This is a genomic window from Actinosynnema sp. CS-041913 (genome assembly GCF_050942485.1).
GTDB lineage: Bacteria > Actinomycetota > Actinomycetes > Mycobacteriales > Pseudonocardiaceae > Actinosynnema.
Map to the genome: position 1 here is coordinate 2,245,329 of NZ_CP192037.1, position 18,166 is coordinate 2,263,494.

13 protein-coding genes are annotated in these 18,166 nt (G+C 68.9%); 8 read left to right on the forward strand and 5 right to left on the reverse strand.

Going from position 1 to position 18,166, the window contains the following annotated elements:
- Positions 1-7: 7 nt before the first annotated feature.
- Positions 8-928, reverse strand: coding sequence for a serine/threonine-protein kinase (locus ACQPZF_RS11020; protein ID WP_433270876.1), 921 nt, complete (start codon positions 926-928; stop codon positions 8-10).
- Between the two features lie 220 nt (positions 929-1,148).
- Between ACQPZF_RS11020 and ACQPZF_RS11025 the strand changes: the two genes are divergently transcribed.
- From ACQPZF_RS11025 to ACQPZF_RS11040, 4 genes are all read left to right on the forward strand, one after another.
- On the forward strand, positions 1,149-2,606 hold the full coding sequence (locus ACQPZF_RS11025; RefSeq protein ID WP_433270878.1) for a PD-(D/E)XK nuclease family protein: 1,458 nt from the start codon (positions 1,149-1,151) through the stop codon (positions 2,604-2,606).
- Positions 2,603-3,658 (forward strand): hypothetical protein, encoded by a 1,056-nt coding sequence (locus ACQPZF_RS11030; RefSeq protein WP_433270881.1) that lies wholly within the window; start codon positions 2,603-2,605, stop codon positions 3,656-3,658. Before ACQPZF_RS11025 ends, ACQPZF_RS11030 begins: the two co-directional genes overlap by 4 nt.
- 85 nt (positions 3,659-3,743) lie before the next feature.
- Positions 3,744-7,136: a hypothetical protein gene (locus ACQPZF_RS11035; protein ID WP_433274528.1), complete on the forward strand. Its 3,393-nt coding sequence runs from the start codon at positions 3,744-3,746 to the stop codon at positions 7,134-7,136.
- Positions 7,133-9,817, forward strand: coding sequence for a pPIWI_RE module domain-containing protein (locus ACQPZF_RS11040; protein ID WP_433270883.1), 2,685 nt, complete (start codon positions 7,133-7,135; stop codon positions 9,815-9,817). The genes ACQPZF_RS11035 and ACQPZF_RS11040 overlap by 4 nt, the downstream gene beginning before the upstream one ends.
- A gap of 175 nt (positions 9,818-9,992) precedes the next feature.
- Here the strand turns inward: ACQPZF_RS11040 and ACQPZF_RS11045 are convergent, their stop codons facing one another.
- From ACQPZF_RS11045 to ACQPZF_RS11055, 3 genes are all read right to left on the reverse strand, one after another.
- Positions 9,993-10,184 carry a hypothetical protein gene (locus ACQPZF_RS11045; protein WP_433270886.1) on the reverse strand — a complete coding sequence of 64 codons (192 nt, stop codon included), beginning with the start codon at positions 10,182-10,184 and terminating at the stop codon, positions 9,993-9,995.
- Positions 10,181-10,558, reverse strand: a complete 378-nt coding sequence (locus tag ACQPZF_RS11050) for a hypothetical protein (RefSeq protein WP_433270888.1) — start codon at positions 10,556-10,558, stop codon at positions 10,181-10,183. The genes ACQPZF_RS11045 and ACQPZF_RS11050 overlap by 4 nt, the downstream gene beginning before the upstream one ends.
- A gap of 647 nt (positions 10,559-11,205) precedes the next feature.
- Positions 11,206-11,748, reverse strand: coding sequence for a tyrosine-type recombinase/integrase (locus ACQPZF_RS11055; RefSeq protein WP_433270890.1), 543 nt, complete (start codon positions 11,746-11,748; stop codon positions 11,206-11,208).
- Between ACQPZF_RS11055 and ACQPZF_RS11060 the strand changes: the two genes are divergently transcribed.
- The 3 genes from ACQPZF_RS11060 (at position 11,716) to ACQPZF_RS11070 (ending at position 16,111) form a co-directional block, all read left to right on the forward strand.
- Complete coding sequence (locus ACQPZF_RS11060; RefSeq protein ID WP_433270893.1) at positions 11,716-13,296, forward strand: hypothetical protein; 1,581 nt, start codon at positions 11,716-11,718, stop codon at positions 13,294-13,296. The genes ACQPZF_RS11055 and ACQPZF_RS11060 overlap by 33 nt on opposite strands.
- 962 nt (positions 13,297-14,258) lie before the next feature.
- Positions 14,259-14,858 (forward strand): TetR/AcrR family transcriptional regulator, encoded by a 600-nt coding sequence (locus ACQPZF_RS11065; protein WP_433270895.1) that lies wholly within the window; start codon positions 14,259-14,261, stop codon positions 14,856-14,858.
- A complete protein-coding gene (locus ACQPZF_RS11070) occupies positions 14,855-16,111 on the forward strand; it encodes a glycosyltransferase (RefSeq protein WP_433270897.1) in 1,257 nt (418 codons plus the stop codon). Before ACQPZF_RS11065 ends, ACQPZF_RS11070 begins: the two co-directional genes overlap by 4 nt.
- A 347-nt stretch (positions 16,112-16,458) precedes the next feature.
- Here ACQPZF_RS11070 and ACQPZF_RS11075 read toward each other — a convergent pair whose 3' ends face one another.
- Positions 16,459-17,469, reverse strand: coding sequence for an NmrA/HSCARG family protein (locus ACQPZF_RS11075; RefSeq protein ID WP_433270899.1), 1,011 nt, complete (start codon positions 17,467-17,469; stop codon positions 16,459-16,461).
- A 62-nt stretch (positions 17,470-17,531) separates the two neighbouring features.
- On the opposite strand from ACQPZF_RS11075, the gene ACQPZF_RS11080 reads away from it, so the two are divergent.
- A complete protein-coding gene (locus tag ACQPZF_RS11080) occupies positions 17,532-18,089 on the forward strand; it encodes a TetR/AcrR family transcriptional regulator (RefSeq protein WP_433270901.1) in 558 nt (185 codons plus the stop codon).
- The last annotated feature ends 77 nt before the right edge of the window (positions 18,090-18,166 follow it).

The window sequence follows — 18,166 nt, forward strand, 5'->3', positions numbered from 1 at the left end:
TCCCTGATCACGGGAGGGAGCCGCGGAGGGACGCCGTCTCGTCCGGTTCATTGGCCCACAGCCAACGGACGGGATCCGGCGGACGTCGTCGAGGAGGCTGCGGAGCGTCCTCGCCGGGAAGGAGGCTCCGCAGCACAGCCAGCACCTCGGGCATCTGGCGTGGCCGGTTGTCCGGATCCCAGGCGATCATCCCGAGACCGAGCTGTCGCAGCGTCGGATCCATCCGGTCCAGGTCGTGCGGCGAAAACGGGTCGGTCTCCACCGGCGCATACCCGGAGAAGTGCGGGTACGGCAGCTTCATGACCGCCATCTCGAAAAGCACGCAACCCACCGAGAAGATGTCCGAGCGTTCATCGAAATGTTGACCCGAACTCAGCTCCGGTGCCACGTATCCCACCGTACCCGTCGGGGAGAAGTCATCGGCATTGCTCAACTTCTCGGCGAACCCGAGGTCGAGGAGTCGAACGCGGCCATTCCACTCCACCGAGATGTTCTCGCTCTTCACATCTCTATGTGCATATCCGCGCTCATGCACGTGGGCGAGTGTCCTGCACACCTGCACCAGGACGGCCGCGATGCTCTGGGTGTCCACCGGGGCCCGGTCCTCGATGAACTTGGCCAGCAAAGGCCCCTCGATCTTCTCCATGACAAAGAAGCGACGTCCCATGAAATCACCGCCCTCCTCCGCCACCACAAGACCCGGAACACCGGCGAGGTCCGCCCCGAACTCTTCCTCGTCCTCCAGTGCGGCACCGTACTCCGAGTAGGTTTGAGTTTTCATGAAAGGCACTCTGGGTGCCTGGATCTTCATCGCGAGGTCCCTGCCCGACCGGATGTCGCGCACGGCGTAGACCTCTCCCCCTCCCCCTCCACCCAGCCTGCGGCCAACTCGAAATCGTCCTGACAGCAAGGTGTTTTCGACAACCACGACCGCACTCCCATCGCAACCGGCATCTGTTCCGACGACAGAGGCGTCGGAACACTACTACAGGAGGTCGATTCCAGTGTCGACACGGCTCCAGCACGAAGGCGTCATCGGAGATCCGGCTCTGGTCCGGGTTTCGGTCGGAATGCTCGGACCACCGCAATACCGGTGCCCGGTGCGCGATTCGTTGGCCGCTCGCCCCGGCTACCGTCCGGTCACTGCGGTGAAACGCAGTTCGGAAATCCTCGAACACTTCACCAACGGCCCGTTCATGGACGTCCTGGACCTGGTGGAGCACACCGGCCTGACGATCGCGGACGCGACGGCCAGGGTCGAGGCGCGCAGGCAGACACGAGGCGTCCTGCACGACGGCCTCCGGCGGTGGACCGAGCATGCTGTCACCGGTTATTTGGCCGCGTTCTCCGAAGACCTCGACATGCGGCCGGTGCGCCGCCGGTGGATGTACGACGTCCCGCTGGCGACCCCGGACGGCAGAGGCGCGAAGCGGTACCAGATCACGGTGTGGGGTCGTTGCTACACCTCTGCCGACGGCCGCCTGCGCGAATTGCGCCTGGTGGTCAACCGGGTGCGCGCCCGCGCCCGGACCGAGGCGGAGATCGCCGTCGCCGCACTCGTCCTAGCATCAGCTGGTGCCGACGTGCTGCCGGAATACGTCCGGATCCGGCAGTTCGGCATTCTGGAGGGCGAGTTCGACACGCTGTTCGACGGGTCCAGGCAAGCCGCGCTCGACCTGTACCGGGTGGCCGGGCGAGCCGCGTTGGCCGAGATCGTGGACGGCAAGCGGGGTGGGCCGGATCACGTGCCCTACCGCCCGGGTACTGCGTGCGTGGATTGCCCCTTTTCCGCGGTGTGCCCGGCGCTTGTGCGGGTGCCGGGTTTGCTCGGCGTCGACTCACCGGACAGACCGAGGCGGAGTTGGTCTCCGACGACTGCACGGAGCTACTCGACGTGCCCTGCCCGCCAGCACATGCGAACCCACCGGCTTCCTGTCGACGGGGCACTCGAACACAGCCCGGCAGCCGAACGCGGCAGGGCGGTGCACAGCTACCTGGAGGCGAAACACTCTGGGCTCAACGCTTCTCCCTGTAGCCCGCACGTGCCCCGGGACTGGGTTCCGGACGGCTACGACCTCTCCGAGGCGGATCGCGAACTAGGTGCGCAACTCGTCAGACAGCACTCCGAGGTCTGCGCTCTCTCCATTGCGAGCGGAAAGGGAGCGGTTCGTGTCGAGCCCGATCTGGTCTACGAGGACGCGAGCGCGAACGTCGTCGTGCTGGTCAAGCCCGACCTTCTCTACCGGGAAGGACAGGAGTGGATCTGGCGGGAGGTGAAGACCTCAGCGTGGGAACGTCGACAGGCACCGGATTGGTTCACGACCTACCCGCAGCTGGCACTGGCGGTCGTGCTCGCGGCACGCGGAGAACTGGGCGCGCGCGGGCGGGTCGAACTCGAAGTGCTTCGCCCCAAGGGGGTAGAGCTGGTCACCTTCGACCCGTACACACCGCAGGTCCGAGGCGCCGCGGAACAGGCAGTTCACGAGCACGTCCGCTTGTGGCGCGCGGACGACCTGTTCGCGGCCGAACCCGGCAAGCACTGCGGCACGTGCGAGGTGTCCCGATGGTGCTCCTTCCGTGACGAGTCCGCCGTGGAGGAACGATGAGCGAGGCCGCCAACGCCGCGACAGAGGGAAGCGCGCTCTTCCGGAGTCTGGCCACCGGAGTGTGGGCACTGTCTCTTCAGGAGCGCGTCGCGTCGATCAACCTCCCCTACCCTGCAACGGCACAGCTCGCGCTCGATCGGCTGGTGCTCCACTGCGCTGGGCGGCAAGAGCAGTACCCGTCATCGGTTCCCGAGCTCGTCTCCTGGTGCGCCGAACGCCCTGCATCGAAATGGCCATTCCCCGTTCCGTCGAACCTGGCACTTCCCACGGCTCGCTTGGTCGACCGAATCACCAAGATGCGTACCCGTACTTGCGCCGAGCTCGCCGTGGACGACGGCGTTCCGATCCTCGATACACAAGCCGACGCGGTCATGAACGACCTGGGCACCGAGCCGGTCGGTGTGGGTAAGCGGGAGTTCCTGATCGACCACGTCGTGATCGACCGCAGCGGACACCGCCAAATGCTCGCTACCAAGCCGTTGTCCGCGCAGAGGTTCAAAAGGTTGAAGTACTTGTACGGTCCGCCGCCGGATGCATGGGTGGTGGAAGGACGGGTGTACCAGTGCTCGACATGCGGCTTGCTCGCGCTGCCCACCAAGGACAAGCAGCCCAGGACAGCCTGGTGCGAAGCAGAAACCTGTCCTCGGGACGGTCTCTTGACCGCTTCGTACGACGCTTCGGACGTGCATGTTCTGCGGACCCCGCTACGCCTCCTCGTCGCGCTGCCGGGAAAGGCCGAGCGCATCGCCCTGGCAAGGCTGCGGGCAGCAGGGCTCGCCGTGGATCCGGTTGGTCCGGTGCTCGGCACGTACCAGCTCGGGAACGGCGGAAAGCCTGGTCGACGTATGCGCGTGTACGACCGGATGCAACCTGGCCCACTCGCGGAACGTGCGCTGGCGGACAAGGTCTCGTTCGTCGTCGTACCGGAGCAGCTGCTCGCAATGCAGGTCGGTTTTCGTGAGGGGTTCGCCGCCGCCTTGCCGGCTGGGGCGGACATTCGCCTCGTCTCGACCTCGGAAGTCGCCACCGCCGCACAGGCCACTGAAACCTGAAGGACGACGAATGCGCTCGTGGGCCCCAGTGCTCGAACCGATCACCAAGCAACTCGCCGATGCCGGGAACCTCGGTGCTGCGCAGATGGAAGAGTTCTGCGAGGTCGAATTCGGCCTGTACCTGCACAGTAAACTGATGCCGTCCGCCCCCGCCATCGCCGCGTGGGCTTTGTTCAGCGGCTACCCGTTCGCCGTGGCGCGCGGCTTGGTCCCCGATGCGGAGACCGCGCGGATGTTGCGCTCCGCTCGGTACGTCCTGTGGACACTCCGCCGGCGAAACGCCTGGGCCGAAGCACTCGCGAACTACCAGTCGATGGACCCGTTACTGCGGTGGTACGACGTCTCGAACGTGGACGACGCACCCAAGCCGGGGCACTCGGTGATCGCCAGGGACCGTGAACAGCACTACGAGAGGTTGCTTCGGCAAGGCCCGCCGCTGACCGGCTCGCCGCTGGCCACCGCAACGTCCGGCGTACACCGCTTCGCGGTGGGTCGAAGCACGGCGAGCGTTCGGATACCTGATACGAAGGCCCTTCCTCGCCCGAAGAGCTACGCACTCGGTGCCCCGGCCCGAAACGGTGGAAAGCCGATCGAGGTCGACTGGGACGCACTCTTGCAGACCGCCAGGGACATGGACGAGGCGAAGTTCGCCGACTGGGAACGCCGCCTCCTTCGAATCGATCTATCGGTCGCCTCTGCGGCAGAGTTCGAAACAGAGACGCGGTTCACCATCAACCGCATCCAGCACCTGCTCGGCATCGTCAACGCGGGCAAGAGCACGTTGCGCGATGTCCTGGCAGTTCACCTCGCGGCGATGAAGAACCTACGGGTCACCGTGGTGATCACCGATGTCGCGGAGACGTTGAAGTCGGTGCACAGGTACAACACCTACGTTCCCGCGGTGCGGGAGAAGTACCGGACGTCCGGCGTCGCACCGGTCCTGACGGCCGCCGCAGCCCCCATCCTCGGCGCTTCCGGGAAACAGCGACACGCGCAGCGCCTCCACCGAAGGCTCGCTGGAAGAGGCGAGCGCAACTTGCTCGCTCACAACGACTCGGGGTTCACGTACCTCAGCACTTCATGCGCGCTCAACGCGCTCCGCGCCGACACCGAGGACATCCTCGCGTTCAACGAGGCGCCGTGCACTCGGCTCGCACCTCGCCGCCCACCCCAACCCACCGAGGACGGATCGTCACCGTGGCGCAAGAAGCTGGTGGGCTGTCCGTACTGGGGGGCATGTCCGCGTCACAACAGCGCCCGGCTCTTGGTCGACGCGGACATCTGGGTGGGCACGCCGGCCGCACTCGTGGACTCGGCGGTCCCGTGGCACCAGAGCGCAGAACGAGTCCGGTACATCGAGCTGGCTTGTCGGCGCAGCGATCTGGTCATCGTCGACGAGGCCGACCACGTCCAGATGAACCTCGACCGGATGTTCGCCCCCGCCGTCCCCCTGGTCGGTGGCGGGGACGGCAGGTCACTGCTGGACGAGGTGACCGAGCACAAAGGGCGCGAGCTGTCCGAGGGCGTCCGTCGGCAGCTCTCCGATCGCGATGTCGAGGACTGGTCGGCCGCGGTGAACACGGTCGTGTCGGCGACCGATCGCCTGTACGCGAGGCTTGTCCGCGACCCGAAGCTACGCGACTGGGTGAAGATCGGCTACTTCAGCGCCTGGACCCTACAGCTGAGGCTGGTTGAAGAACGCTATCCCGACCCGGACGCGCCCGCCGACGAGCTGCGAGCGCGGCACGCGTTGACCGCCGAACTGGACAGGTTCCGGGACAACCCGTTCGGCGACCGTCGCCGACCGGTGGCGCCACGACTCACCGGCGTGGTCAATGAAGTGCTCACCACCGGCCACCAGGCTGCCACCCGACAGAAGGTCAAGGAAGCGCTCATCGACCTCTTCGACCTCCAGCCGGTGCTGCGGAAGAAGGCGGAGGAGCATGCCGAGGCGCTCACCAGCCCGCCCGCCAAGAAGTCCCGGAAGGCGAAGAAGCCGGTGCCCACACCTGAAGACTGGCTGGAAGACTTGGTCCGGCGCTTCGAGTTCACTCTCGTGCTCTCCGCCCTCGAACCCAAGCTCGCGCTGATGAACGCGATGTGGCCTCGGGTCGAGTCCGTGCTGAACCTCGGATTCAACGAGATGTACCAGCGACCACCCGACTACGGGCCGATCGTTCCTGAGGCACCGATGGGCAACGTCCTCGGGTTCCAGTTCATCGTCGACGGCCCCGCCGAGGGCAACGTGCAGAGCGGTGAACTGCGCTACTTCCGGTGCAGCGGCGTCGGACGGGAACTCCTCCGCTCCTTGAGCGACCTACCGGAGATCGACGGCCTGCCGAGCACGAACGTCCTTCTCATGTCGGGCAGCAGTTGGGCCGGGAAATCGAGCCGCTACCACATCCAGGTGCCGGTCGGTGTCATCATCGAACCGAAGAACGAGGAAGTCCGACGGATCGCAGACGAGAGCACGATGCGATTCGAGTTCGTTCCGGGTCCGAAAGGTGCGGTCCAGGTTTCCGGTGCCGGTCTGGAGGAACGTCCGGACGTCTTGCGGCGTGTCGCCGAGTGGCTCGGCGATCTCGACGGCGAGCAGCCCAGTCCCTTGCAGCGTGAGTTGCTCGAACTGCGCGAGTCGCGACGGCGGATCCTGCTGCTGGTCGGCAGCTACGTCGAAGCCGCGCTGGTTGCCGACACCTTGCACAACCTGCGGGACCGGTGGAAAGGAAAGGTGTTGCGACTCGTCTCGGACGACGACGAAGTCGAGTTCGCCACGTCGTTGATCGAGGACGGACAGCACGCCGGCGTCCTGCGTCGTGGGGATGTTGAGAGCCTGCACGAAACCGATGCCGAGATCCTGGTGGCACCACTGCTGGCGGTCGAACGGGGCCACAACATCCTCAACGAGGAGGGGGAGGCCGCCATCGGCTCGGTGTACTTCCTCGCACGCCCCAACCCCCGCCCCGACGACCTGGGATTGGCGGTGCACACGGTCAACGACTGGATCACCCGCGCTGTCTGCTCAGGCGACTTCGACAAGTGGGTGCGAGATGCCGCGAGCCTGGAGGAGGGCGCGCGCGACGTGCGCAAACGCGCGCGATCGGAGTGGTATCGGGCGTTGGCCAGGAGCCTGGCGTGGAGCAGGCTCGGTGACGATCGGGAAGCGGTGACCTGGGACCTGCTGGTCCTCGTCTGGCAGGTGATCGGCAGGCTGGTGCGCGGCGGCGTGTCCGCACGGGTCGTGTTCGTCGACGCGGCGTTCGCTCCCAACACGGCCGCCCGATCCGACGATGCAGAGGACCAGGTCGACGATTCACCCGTAACCAGCCTGCTGCACAGCATCGTCGAGGTGCTACGGCCCTACTTCGGCGCCGCAGCGGGTGTCACGGCGCACGACCGCAAGATCGTGACGGCGCTCTACCTCCCGCTCTGGAAATCCCTGACCGCATGTCTCGGCTTCGACGACGAAGGAGCATGACCGTGTACGACTCGCTCAGGGTCTGTGCGTACGAACCGGATCCCGACCACGGCCCGTGGATCGAGGACTTGCAGGTCATGACGTTCGCCGAGCGGTGGAAGAGCGAACTGATGAATCTTTACGCGCTGGGCTGGCGCAGCCGCGAGCCGATCACCGGGTTGCCGGTGCGCAAGCTGAATTCACTGCTGAGGGCAGCCGCACCCGGTGTGATCGCCACCGGTCGCGGTGCCGCCTCCGATCCGACGGTGCCGTGGATCTACGCACACGACAGGCCCCCTGCCGATCTGGTGCACCCCCTGTTCCTGTCCTGGGTGATGAGCCTGCGCCCGGAACCCGAGCACGAAGCGGCGCTGGCGCGCGTGCTCGACTCGATCGGCGCCACCACCCCGCTCTGGACAGCCGAGCCTGTCGACTTGACCGCGACCACCGTCTCCCGCGGGGGGACCGGGCAGCCACACCGCGGGCTTTACGGGCTCCTGCCGGAACTCCTCGCCACCCGACTGGCGGCCCGTTCCTACCGCCCCGCGGACGTGGGCGCCGATACCGCGTTCCGCGTGGTGAGCACCGAGCAGGGGGCCGAACTCGTGTCCTGGCCGCCGTACCAGTACACCCGTGCCCGACGACCCGCCCACTACTCGGCGGTCATCAAGATCACGCTGCACACCACGGCGTTCGTGCCGAACTTCCGGGTGCACATCTCGTACGGGATCCGACGTTGGGCGACCACGACACCGGTTCGCATACCCGACAGACGTGCGGCGACCGTGCTCTTCGACGTCCCGGTGCCGTGGGACGAAGAAGGGATGCGCACGACACGCCTGATCGGCAACTCCACCAGGTTCGAGCCGCGGCTCGGCCGACAGGTGTGGCGTCGGCACAGCGTGGTCGACCTGCTGCCCGACGTCGACATCATCCGCACCTACCCGAAACCCGAGGACATCCTCTTCGCCCCGGAGAACTGGTTGCGCGGCCAGTCGGGGATCGCCGCCGGAGTCGTGCACAGCACGGCCATGGGATCGCACAAGATCGGCACCGGGTTGTCCCCCGTGGAACGGGAGCAGTTGGACACCTGGATCGCCGACGGGTTGAGGCCGATGTTCCGGAGGGTGCCCGACTCCCGACGGACTTCTGAGGTCTCCAAACCCAGCCTGCTTCCCAAGGTGTCGCGGGACAAGCCGCACGAGCGCGCAGCCGTGGAACGGCGGGCGGTCGAGGCGCGTCGACATGCCCTGCTCGCGGCGCTCGGGGGCGAACCGCTGCGCATCGACATCGTGTGGCAGCTACCCGAGACCAGGACGAGGTTGCTCGACGAGCTCGCGGCCCTGTTGGGCCTTCCGGACGCACAGGTGGCCGAGGAACCGGTACAGGAGTGGGAGGTGGGTTCATTGCGGGTGCTCATCCACACGACGCAAGTCCACGACCTCGGAAGTCCGCTCGACGTCAAGGGCAAGGACCTCCGCGCGGTGAGCGAGGCGGTTCGGGCCCGCCGCGTGGCGGTGGCGGCTCGGTTCGACCGCCTGCCGGGGAAACCTGCCCTGGCGCTCGTCGAGATCCTGGGTGAAAGCCGGTTCGGCAAGGCGAACACCGACCCCAAGTTCGCGTTGCGACTGGGTTTTGCCGACGTCGGAAGAGTCAGCCAGTTCATCCAGGCGCAGGAGGACGGTGCCGCGGACCTGGACGCGCGGGCCAAGTGGATCTGGCTCGACGGTTTTCGCCAGCTCGGTGCGGTGCCGGTGCCGCCGGGGCTCTCACCTGGTAAGCCGAGCGTGGACGTCCAGTATGTGGCGCTGTGGGTCGTGCGGCGCAAGGAACGCGGTGCCGTGCGTCGCGTTCGGCAGCACCTCGTCGCGGTCCGGATCAGACCCGGCGACACCACACATCCCGTCTGTGGTTGGGATGACTCCCGCAAGGCGTGGGTGCCGTACGCGGAGCTGCTGATCGCCCTGAGCCGGGACGTGGACGTCGCTTCCGACGACACCGGACGGTGGTACACGCCCGAAGCCACGTACTCGGAGCATCGGGACGACGTGCAGCGCCGGGTCAGGTCGATCCTCTACCAGGTGCGCGATCGGCCGACGTTGTTGCTGGCGAACTCCGCCAACATCAGGGATTCCTGGCCGGAGATGGGCAACGGAGCCCTGGTGAAGGACATGATCGCCTTCTCTGGCGAGCCGGCGCAACGAGTTGTCGCCTACGGCAACGACCTGCGGATCGTGCTGGTCCGGGACCGGAACAGCAGAGAAGAGGTCCCGCAGTGGTACGCCGTGGACCCCGACAGGGGCAAGACGGGCTTCGCACTCGGCCTGTGGGAACAGGGGCGGGCGGAGGCGGACAACAGGGTGTTCGCGAGTACTGCGGACATGCCTCGGAACACCCCCAAGGTTCCGCGCGGGTTGGCGAAGCTGGGACCGAACCCGAACTGGCCTCTTGGTCCGACGAAGAGCATGTGGAATCCGCAGTACCTCGAACTCGTGGTGCTCGGCTGCCTGTCCGCCGAGGCATTGGAGCTCGCCGGCCGTTCGGACGTTGCCCCCGACGATCCGCGCACTTGGGCGGGCATCGCTCACCGATTGCGGTTCCACGACGACTACGACCCGCTGGCACGTCCTCTGCCCATGCACTTGGCGAAGCTCGCGGAGGAGTACATCCTGCCACGTGAGGACTCGGGGGCCGAGGACTAGCGGGAGTCCGGGTAGAGGGCGTGCGGCACCCCATTTGAGCTGCGGGCGGAGGAGAATTCATTGTTCCGCAATGGGATCGCCCGGGAATGCGAGCTTGGCAGGCTCAGCCTGATCGCCGTCACGGCACAGCTCGACGGCGGTGCCAGCGACACCGGCACCGCCGTCGAGGTGAGAGTCAGCTCCCGGACTGGATCGCGTTGGTAAGGAGGGTGCACGGGTGGGGTTCGCCCTCGATGCCGCTGTTGACCACCAGGGAGGCCTCGACGTTGTTGGGAAACCTGCCGTGGCACGTCACCACGCGGCCGGCGCCGTTGTTGTAGTCGCCGTCGTGGGCGCGGGTGCCGGACTGCATGAAGCTCCCGCTCATGCCGGGGGGTGCCGTCCACGATCGTGTCCATCCGGAGGCGCACGTTGGCCGAGACGACCGTGCCGTGCCGCAGGTGTGCCTGCCAGCGGACCATGTCCATCGCCGACATGCGCAGGGAGCACCTGCTGGAAGACGTGCGTGAGGTAGACGGTGGCCGCCAGGTCGGCGCCGTGGGTGAAGCCAGCGAGGAGCCGAGCGGCCTCCGCCGCGCCGCCGGGGAGCCCGGTCCCGGGTCCGCCTTCGGTGAGCGCCGCCGGCAGTGCGGCGAGCAGCGCGGACGCACTCGTGCCGGACCCGGGCCGGCCCTCGGCCAGCGCGCGGACGGCCTCCAGGTCGTCGGGGTCGGGGAACCGGTCGGCGTACAGGCCGGGCACTGGACCAGCCAGCCGTCCACCGGGCGGTCGACGGTGTCGCCCTGCGTGTGCAGCCAGCCGAGCAGGCCGCCGGCGGCGACGTCGGCGAACGACTCCGCCTTGTACGCGCGGATGACGCCTTCGGTCAGGAACAACAGCCGCTGGGTCAGCGGTCCGATGCGGCCGGGCGCGTCGTGGGCGGCGACGAGGCGGGCTCGCGGTGGGAGGATGTGTGGGAGGAAATGGGAGAATCCATTGAACCGCAACGGAACCGAGCTGCATCGAAGCGCACTCAACGGTACCGCCGTCACGTGCTGATTCGGTGTTTTCGCAGGTCGGTTCATGATCGGGGCACCCCTGGGGGTCAAGGGGTCGCAGGTTCAAATCCTGTCGTCCCGACGGTCGCTGAGAGGCTGTTTCATCAGGGTAAAGGCCCAGGTGAGGCAGCCTCTTTGCCGTTCCGGTGGTGATCATGGTCAAGATCGTTCCCTTCCGCTCTTGGGGACCAGTTGGGGACCACATCTCACGATCTTTCACACGGCCCGGAGGTTGGGCCGTCGTGGGGACCGGAGGTGCTTGGACAGCAGGTCGCCGGCGTCGGTGACCGATCGTTTGTCCGGGTGCAGGTACCGCTGGGTGGTGGTCAGCGAGCCGTGTCCGGCGATGCGCTAGAGGTGGTGGACGGGTACGCCGGCGTCGGCCATCCGGGTGAGTCCGGTGTGTCGGAGGCTGTGCCGCCGTAGGTGTTCGTATCCCAGTGCGTTGACCACCTCGTCCCAGTGTGTGGCGTCGCGCAGAACGGCGGTGGAGATGCGTCCACCGCGTGGGCCGGTGAACAATCGGGCGTCGGGTTTGCGGTTCACGCGTTCGATGCCCGCCTGTACCAGTGGCCGGATTTCTTCGATCAGTGGCACGGTGCGGGCGCGTTTGCCCTTGGTTCCCTTGTCGACCAGGCCGCCGGGGGAGGTGGTGGTTTGCCGGCGGATGCGCCAGGTCCAGTCAACGGTGTTGATGTCGCCGACTCGGCATCCGGAGACTTCGCCGATGCCGGTCGTCGGGATCCACCGCGAGTTCGTGCGCCGGCTCGATGCGACCACGCGGGAGGAGGCGGTCTGGTGAACGGCTGCACCGCGTGTAAACCGCTGGCCGCGCGGCCCGGTCCTCCGGACAATTGTGCCGTGGGCGAGACGGGGCAGGACTGGGCGGCGCAACTGGACAAGTCCTTGCGGTCGCGGAACCGGGATTCGGCGACGGCCGCGCTGGTCGAGGAGGCGGGCACCGCGCTGGCATCGATACTGCGCGACCGGTACCGGGTCGATCCGCGTTCCCGTGAGCAGTTGCGGCGCGTGCTGCTCACGGCCGCCACCGGGTGGGCCGATGACGTAGTGGGCGACCTGCTGTCCGACGCCGTCGGCGCGGAGGCGTCCGGGCTGCTGCAACTGGCGGCCCGCCGCCGGTCGGGTATCGCGCCGCACGTCCTGGCGCGGCTGTTGGACGACCCGAGGGCCTGCCAGGAGGCTGTGGTCGCGGCGGGCTCGTCCGGTCACCGTGAACTGGTGCCGGCCGTGGCCGGGCATCTGGGTTCCGAGCACGGCGGGCTCGCTGCCGCAGCCGCGTATGCGCTGGCCGGGTTGCGCGCGACCGAGTGGACCGCCGCGATCCTGGACCGGGCGGCCCGGGCCCGGCATCCGGCGAAGTTCCTGTCGGCGCTGGTGCTCATGGACGACCCGGCCTCGGTCGGACCGCTGCTGAAGTGGTTGCCCCGGGTGCGCGAGGCCGACGTGCGGGATGTGCACGAGGCGCTGTCCCGGCTCACCGGGCACGAACCGGCGATCCCGGAGAACGGGCAGGAGCGGGCCGCCGCGATCCGTCGCGCGTGGGCCGGGTTCGACCCCGCCGCGCCGCCCTCGCCCCGGGTCGACGGCCCGGTGCCTCTTCCGGACGGCACGGCGCGGGCCACTGTGGACTTCGGCGTGGGCCTGGTGCGCATCGACCACGACCCGCCGGAGCCCGGCGAGGATTGGGTGCGGTGGAACCTGTCGCTGTTCGTGGGCCGTCGGCGGGTGTACGGGATCGGGTCGGGCTGTGGCACCTGCGAGGCGTACCTGAACTTCGTCGGCTGGCCCGTCGACCGCGCCGCCACGCTGGCCGACGACGTCCGCACGCACCTACGGGACGTGTCGGGCCTGACCGACAGGCTGTTGGCGGCTGTCCGTCCGGTGTTGGCGGGCCTGCGCTCCGGGGAGTACCGGCTGCTGCTCGCCGACCTGCCGCTGGAACGGGTCGAGCCCGGACCGGACACCTGGTTCACCCGACGGCACGCCCTGCGCGAGTGGCACGACGCGGACCTGCGGGGCCCGCTGGACGAGTCGGACCTCGGACTGCCCGGCACCGCGCACTTCCAGGTGCCCCGACAGATCCCGGGCCACGACCGCGCGTTCGGCGTGGTGGTGCCGACCCAGCCGCTGGACGCCCTGGCCCAGGACGTGGTGGCGTGCCACGGCGAGGCGATCGCCACCGGCGTCCGCCCGACGGCGATCCTGTACGCCTGGGCCGACGACCGGGAGGTGGCCTGCGAGCACCCCGAACGGTTCCTGCACGCGGTGATCCTGGACGGCCACCACCGGCTCACCGCCTACGCTCGCGCCGGAGTGCCCGCACGCGTGCTGGTGGTGAGCCGGACGGCGGACAACTGGGGCCCACCGGAAGACCGCTCTCGCGTACTGCTGGAACTGCTGGCACCGTTCCGGATCACCTGACGAACGGCGCGCCGCGCGGACCACGTGCCCAGCCGGCTGCGCGTCGGTGAGCGCGGCCACGAACACGACACCCGCCATCACCGTCTCCGGCGTGGTGAGATGCCGCCCACCCCGCCCGCGCCGAGTTCTTCGGCGAACCGGTCGCGCGCGGTCTCGAACAGCTCCCGCCGCTGGTCCGGGCCGGTGCCGAGCGGGGTACCGGGATCGCGCGGCCGGCGTCCAGCCCCACCTCCGCCAGTTGCTGGACCAGCGTGCCCCACCAGTGGCCGGCCGGGCGCGCCACGAACAGGAAGCGGGTGCGGGGCGCCACGGCGGCGTCCACCACCAGGCGGAGCAGGTCGTTCACCGGCCACCGTTAGGCGTAGTCGACCACGACCAGCGTGCCCGCCTGATCCACCCGCGGCTCCTCGACCACGGTCACGCGCTTGCCCACGCACCACCGGGCGGCCAGCACCTCTCAGCCCAGCCGGGCGCTGCGCTGCGCGAACTCGGCGGCGAGCTGGGTCTTGCCCTGCCCGCCGGGACCGTGCAGGAGCAGGCTGTGCGCTTCCGTCCCGCTGTCCCGCCAGACGGCCGGCTCGGCAAGTTGCCCTGCGCGCCCGGTGAACGTGACCGATCCGGTGCGGCTGCGGGGCCAGCGCGCTCAACACCGTGGACAGCCGAAGGTCCGTCCCTGGGCGCGGGCATCCCCAATCCCCGCTCTCGTCGCGGCACCTGATCCGACAGATCCATCATCCGGCCGTCGGCGGCGACCGTTACCCCGAACGCGACCTGATCACTCGACCAGAGCAACGCCGCCATGCCGACTGCACCCTCGACGCGGTGTGGGTGTGAGTGTGCCGACCAGACTTCCCGGCGCTCCGGGGGCAGGCCCGCCCGATTCGGCCGGTGGGCGCAAAGAAATCGTCAAAGTGGGTTCGATCGCCTGGACCGAGGCTGAACAAGCGTTCAGTATGGTGAACATGCGTTCAGACCTGACTTCTCGAGCTCGGATCCGTGACGCGGCGTTGGCGCGTTTCGGCGCTGACGGTGTCGCGGGGGCCTCGGTGCGCGCGGTGGCGGCTGATGCGGGTGTGTCGCCTGCGTTGGTGGTGCACCACTTCGGTTCCAAGGAAGGGCTTCGGCGGGCGTGTGACGAGTTCGTGCTCGACGCGATCAGGGCCGGTGGTTCGGCCGATGCCGGGGAGCTCGCCGACGTGTTGCACGCCGCCACCCCGGTGCGGCGTTACCTGGCGCGTGCCCTGCTGGACGGGACGGACGCGGCGACGGCGCTGTTCGGCGAGATCGTGGTGCGCACCGAGCGGTGGCTGGCCGAGGGTGAGGCCGAGGGGTGGGTGCGGCCGTCCGCCGACGCGCGGGCGCGGGCCGTGACGTATGTGTCGTGGCAGTTGGCGCCGCTGGTGCTCGGTGACCAGGTGGGCCGGTTGCTCGGTGGTGATCCGGCTGGGACGGGTGTCGCGGTCCGGGGTGCGCGGGCAGGCTTGGAGATGCTCACCGGCGGGCTGTTCACCGACGACCGGTGGTTGGCCGCGTTCACGGCGGTCGCGGAGGAGACGCGATGAAGGCGCTGCTGGTCACCCACGGCACCCGCGGTGACGTCCAGCCGATGCTCGCCCTGGCGGTGGCGCTGCGTGAGGCGGGGCACCACGCCGTGCTCGCGGCGCCGGGATCGTTCGTGCCGGCGGCCGAACGGAGTGAGGTGGAGTTCGCCGCGCTGGACGAGGGCCCGAACCGGTTGATGGACGACCCCGTGGTCAAGCAGGCCGTCGACGGCGGGTATCGGGGGCTGCGCGGCAAGGTCACCGCGCTGCGCACGGTCCGCCGTATCAGGCCCTTGATGGCCGACGTGCTGCGCGACGTCGGGCGCGTGGCCAGGGGCTCGGAGGCCGATGTCGTGGTGCACACGCCGGGTGTTCCGGCGCAGCACGCGGCGGAGATGCTCGGCGTGCCCGCTGTGCTCGCCGCGTTCCAACCCGGCTGGGTGCCCACCTCGGCATTCCCGTGCCCCATGGTGCCGCTGCCGAAGCTGCCCCGGTCGCTCAACCGCGCCACCTACCTGACCGTGTCCGCGACGCTGCGCTCGTTCGCCGGGATCGCCGACGACTGGCGCGTCCGCGACCTGGGACTGGCCCGCCGGCGACGAGGGCACGATCTGCTGCGCGACGCGGACGGCCGCGACCGGCTGGTGTTGCAGGCGTTCAGCCCGCTCGTGACGCCGGTCACACAGGACTGGCCGGAGTCGGTGCGCACCACCGGGTTCTGGTATTTGCCGGCGGGATCGTGGACGCCGCCCGCCCGACTGACGGAGTTCCTGGGCGCCGGGCCGGCACCGGTCTACATCGGGTTCGGCAGCATGGCCGGCCGCGACGCCGAACGCACCGGGCGCACCGTGGTCGACGCGGTGCGCGCGGCCGGCGTCCGAGCCGTGCTCGCCACGGGGTGGGGCGGGATCGAGGCGATCGCGTCCGCCGACGTGCTGGTGATCGACCAGGCCCCGCACGACTGGCTGTTCCCCCGCACCGCCGCCGTCGTGCACCACGGCGGCGGCGGCACGACGGCCGCGGCGCTGGCCGCCGGCGTGCCCCAGGTGGTGTGCCCGTTCGTCGCGGACCAGCCCCACTGGGCACGGCGCATGCACGCCATCGGCGTCGCCCCCACACCCGTGCGGCAACACCTACTCGACGCGGACACCCTCACCGCCGCCATAACCGCCACCCACGGCCTGCGCTCTCGCGCAGAGGAAGTCGGGCACGAGATCCGCAGTGAGAACGGCGTCACCGAAGCCGTGCGGGCACTGGAAGAGCTAGTCGGATAGAAGACCGTCCACAATGGAGGCGAGCGGTCCTGGTCCGCGTTGCGCCACCACAATGCCGCGCCGAACGCGCCAGCCGCACCGACCAGACCGACCAACGCGAAGCCGAGCACGCCGGGCACGGCGTGGTCGGCTCCGGCGACACCGCTGAACAGCGCGGGTACCGACCACGGGAAGTGGTGGCCGTGGCCGAGCGCGGCGACGATCTGGGCGAAGAAGACGGTGGCGATCACCGACCCGACACCGGGCAGGTAACCGCGGCCGGCACTGGCGGCCAGAGCGGGATCTCCAGCAGGCGCAGTCCCAGCGCCCGCGCCGCATCGGCGAGCGGTGATGGGGATCGAAGTCGGTCACCAACCACTCTGCGGCGGCGGTGCAGGCGCGGACAGGCGGCGGCTGTTGGCGGCTGAGCCGGACGACCGGTTGCCCAGGGTATTCCTCGCCCAGTCGGTGAAGGTCGTTGTTGGTACACCCAAGTGTGCGGCGGACCTCGGACGCGCCGGCGCGGGATGGGCACTCATGTGCTGCTGCGCTTGGAAGAGCGCGGTGAGGAGGCCCTCCGCGCGAGCGGGTTCCGGGCTGGGGGCCAGTTCGATGGCGGTCCCGAGTTCCCGGGACAGGATCTGTGCGGCGTCGCGGAAGCTCAGGACGTCTCCGGCCAGTTCCAGTTCGACGCCGTGGAAGCGCTCTGGCTCCGCGAGCGCCGCGGCGGCGGCTGTTCCGATGTCGTCCACCGCGACGAAAGGGTGTTCGACGTCGGGGTCGACGGCGACGACGAGTCGGTTCGAGGTCATGTCGGCGAAGTAGGGCGACGGTCGGACGAAGTTCTCCATGAACGTGGCCGGCCTGAGGATCGTCCACTGTGGAAAGCCCGCGGTGCGCACGAAGTTCTCGACCGCGGCCTTGCTGCGGTAGTAGTGCCGTGTGAAGGAACCCCAGCGCTGCTCGTCGAAGTGCTCGACGTCGATCGTGCCGACGCCCGAGACCGAGGTGTGCACCACGTGCCCTACCCGCGCCCGTCGGGCGGCCTTGATCAGGTTGTGGCCGTGGCGGACTTCGGAGTCGCCCAGCAGGTCGCTGATGTCGGGCGTCTGCACCGAGAACACCGCGTGAGCGTTGTCGAGGGCCGCTTCCAACGACGGGGCGTCGTCCAGGTCGCCTCGCACGAGAACGGCTCCGAGTTCACGCAGGGCGGCTGCGCGCTCGGTGTCGGTGTCTCGCACCAGAGCGTGAACCGGGAGGTGGGAGGCGAGGAGCGCGCGAACGACGGCGCCCCCCTGTTTGCCGGTCGCTCCGGTGACCAGCAGGAACGACGATGATGTGGGCACGGCTGCCCCTCCGATCGGTAAGTGGGGTACCACCCCGTTTTCTGCGGGCTACGATATGGGGTGGCACCCTGTTTGTCTAGCGAGAGGTCGTCCCGATGGCGAGCAGTGGGTCCAGGTCGCAGCGGGCGGACTGGCAGCGCAACCACGAGAGACTCCTGGCGGCGGCCCGGCCCCTCGTCGCCCGGTACGGGGCGCAGGTTTCCTTCGAGGAGGTCGCCCGCGAGGCCGGCGTGGGTTCGGCCACCCTGCACCGGCACTTCTCGTCCCGGCGCGCGTTGCTCGACGAGGTCTTCCGCGAGGCCGTCGAGCGCTTGCGTCGGAGAGGTGACGAATTGGTCCGCGGTGACCCCGGCACGGGGCTGCTTGCGTGGCTGGAGGAGCTGACCGTGACCGCTGTGGAGACCCGTGGCCTGCCCGCGTCGTTGGAGGGTGACGCGGACGGGGGGCCGTCCTCGGCCGACGGCTGCCACGGCGTGGTGCGGGAGGCGACCGTGAACCTGGTGGACGGAGCGCTCGCGGTGGGTGCCGTGCGACCGGGAACCTCACCGGACGACCTGCTCGCCCTTGTGACGGCCATTTCCCTGGCCAACGAAGGTAATCCGGCAGCGGCACGCCGGCTGCTCCGCCTCGCCTGCGACGGCATCCGGCCCTGAGCGGCCACTGGGTGCGGCCCGAACGTCGTCCAGGGCGTTCTGACCGACGAGCTGTCGCACGCCTGGAGCCGCTGATC

Coding starts and splice junctions, on each gene's coding strand:
- ACQPZF_RS11030 (WP_433270881.1), top strand. CDS start 2,603: ATGAGCGAGGCCGCCAACGCCGCGACAGAGGGAAGCGCGCTCTTCCGG.
- ACQPZF_RS11035 (WP_433274528.1), top strand. CDS start 3,744: ATGGAAGAGTTCTGCGAGGTCGAATTCGGCCTGTACCTGCACAGTAAA.
- ACQPZF_RS11040 (WP_433270883.1), top strand. CDS start 7,133: ATGACCGTGTACGACTCGCTCAGGGTCTGTGCGTACGAACCGGATCCC.
- ACQPZF_RS11045 (WP_433270886.1), bottom strand. CDS start 10,184: ATGAGCGGGAGCTTCATGCAGTCCGGCACCCGCGCCCACGACGGCGAC.
- ACQPZF_RS11065 (WP_433270895.1), top strand. CDS start 14,259: ATGCGTTCAGACCTGACTTCTCGAGCTCGGATCCGTGACGCGGCGTTG.
- ACQPZF_RS11070 (WP_433270897.1), top strand. CDS start 14,855: ATGAAGGCGCTGCTGGTCACCCACGGCACCCGCGGTGACGTCCAGCCG.
- ACQPZF_RS11080 (WP_433270901.1), top strand. CDS start 17,532: ATGGCGAGCAGTGGGTCCAGGTCGCAGCGGGCGGACTGGCAGCGCAAC.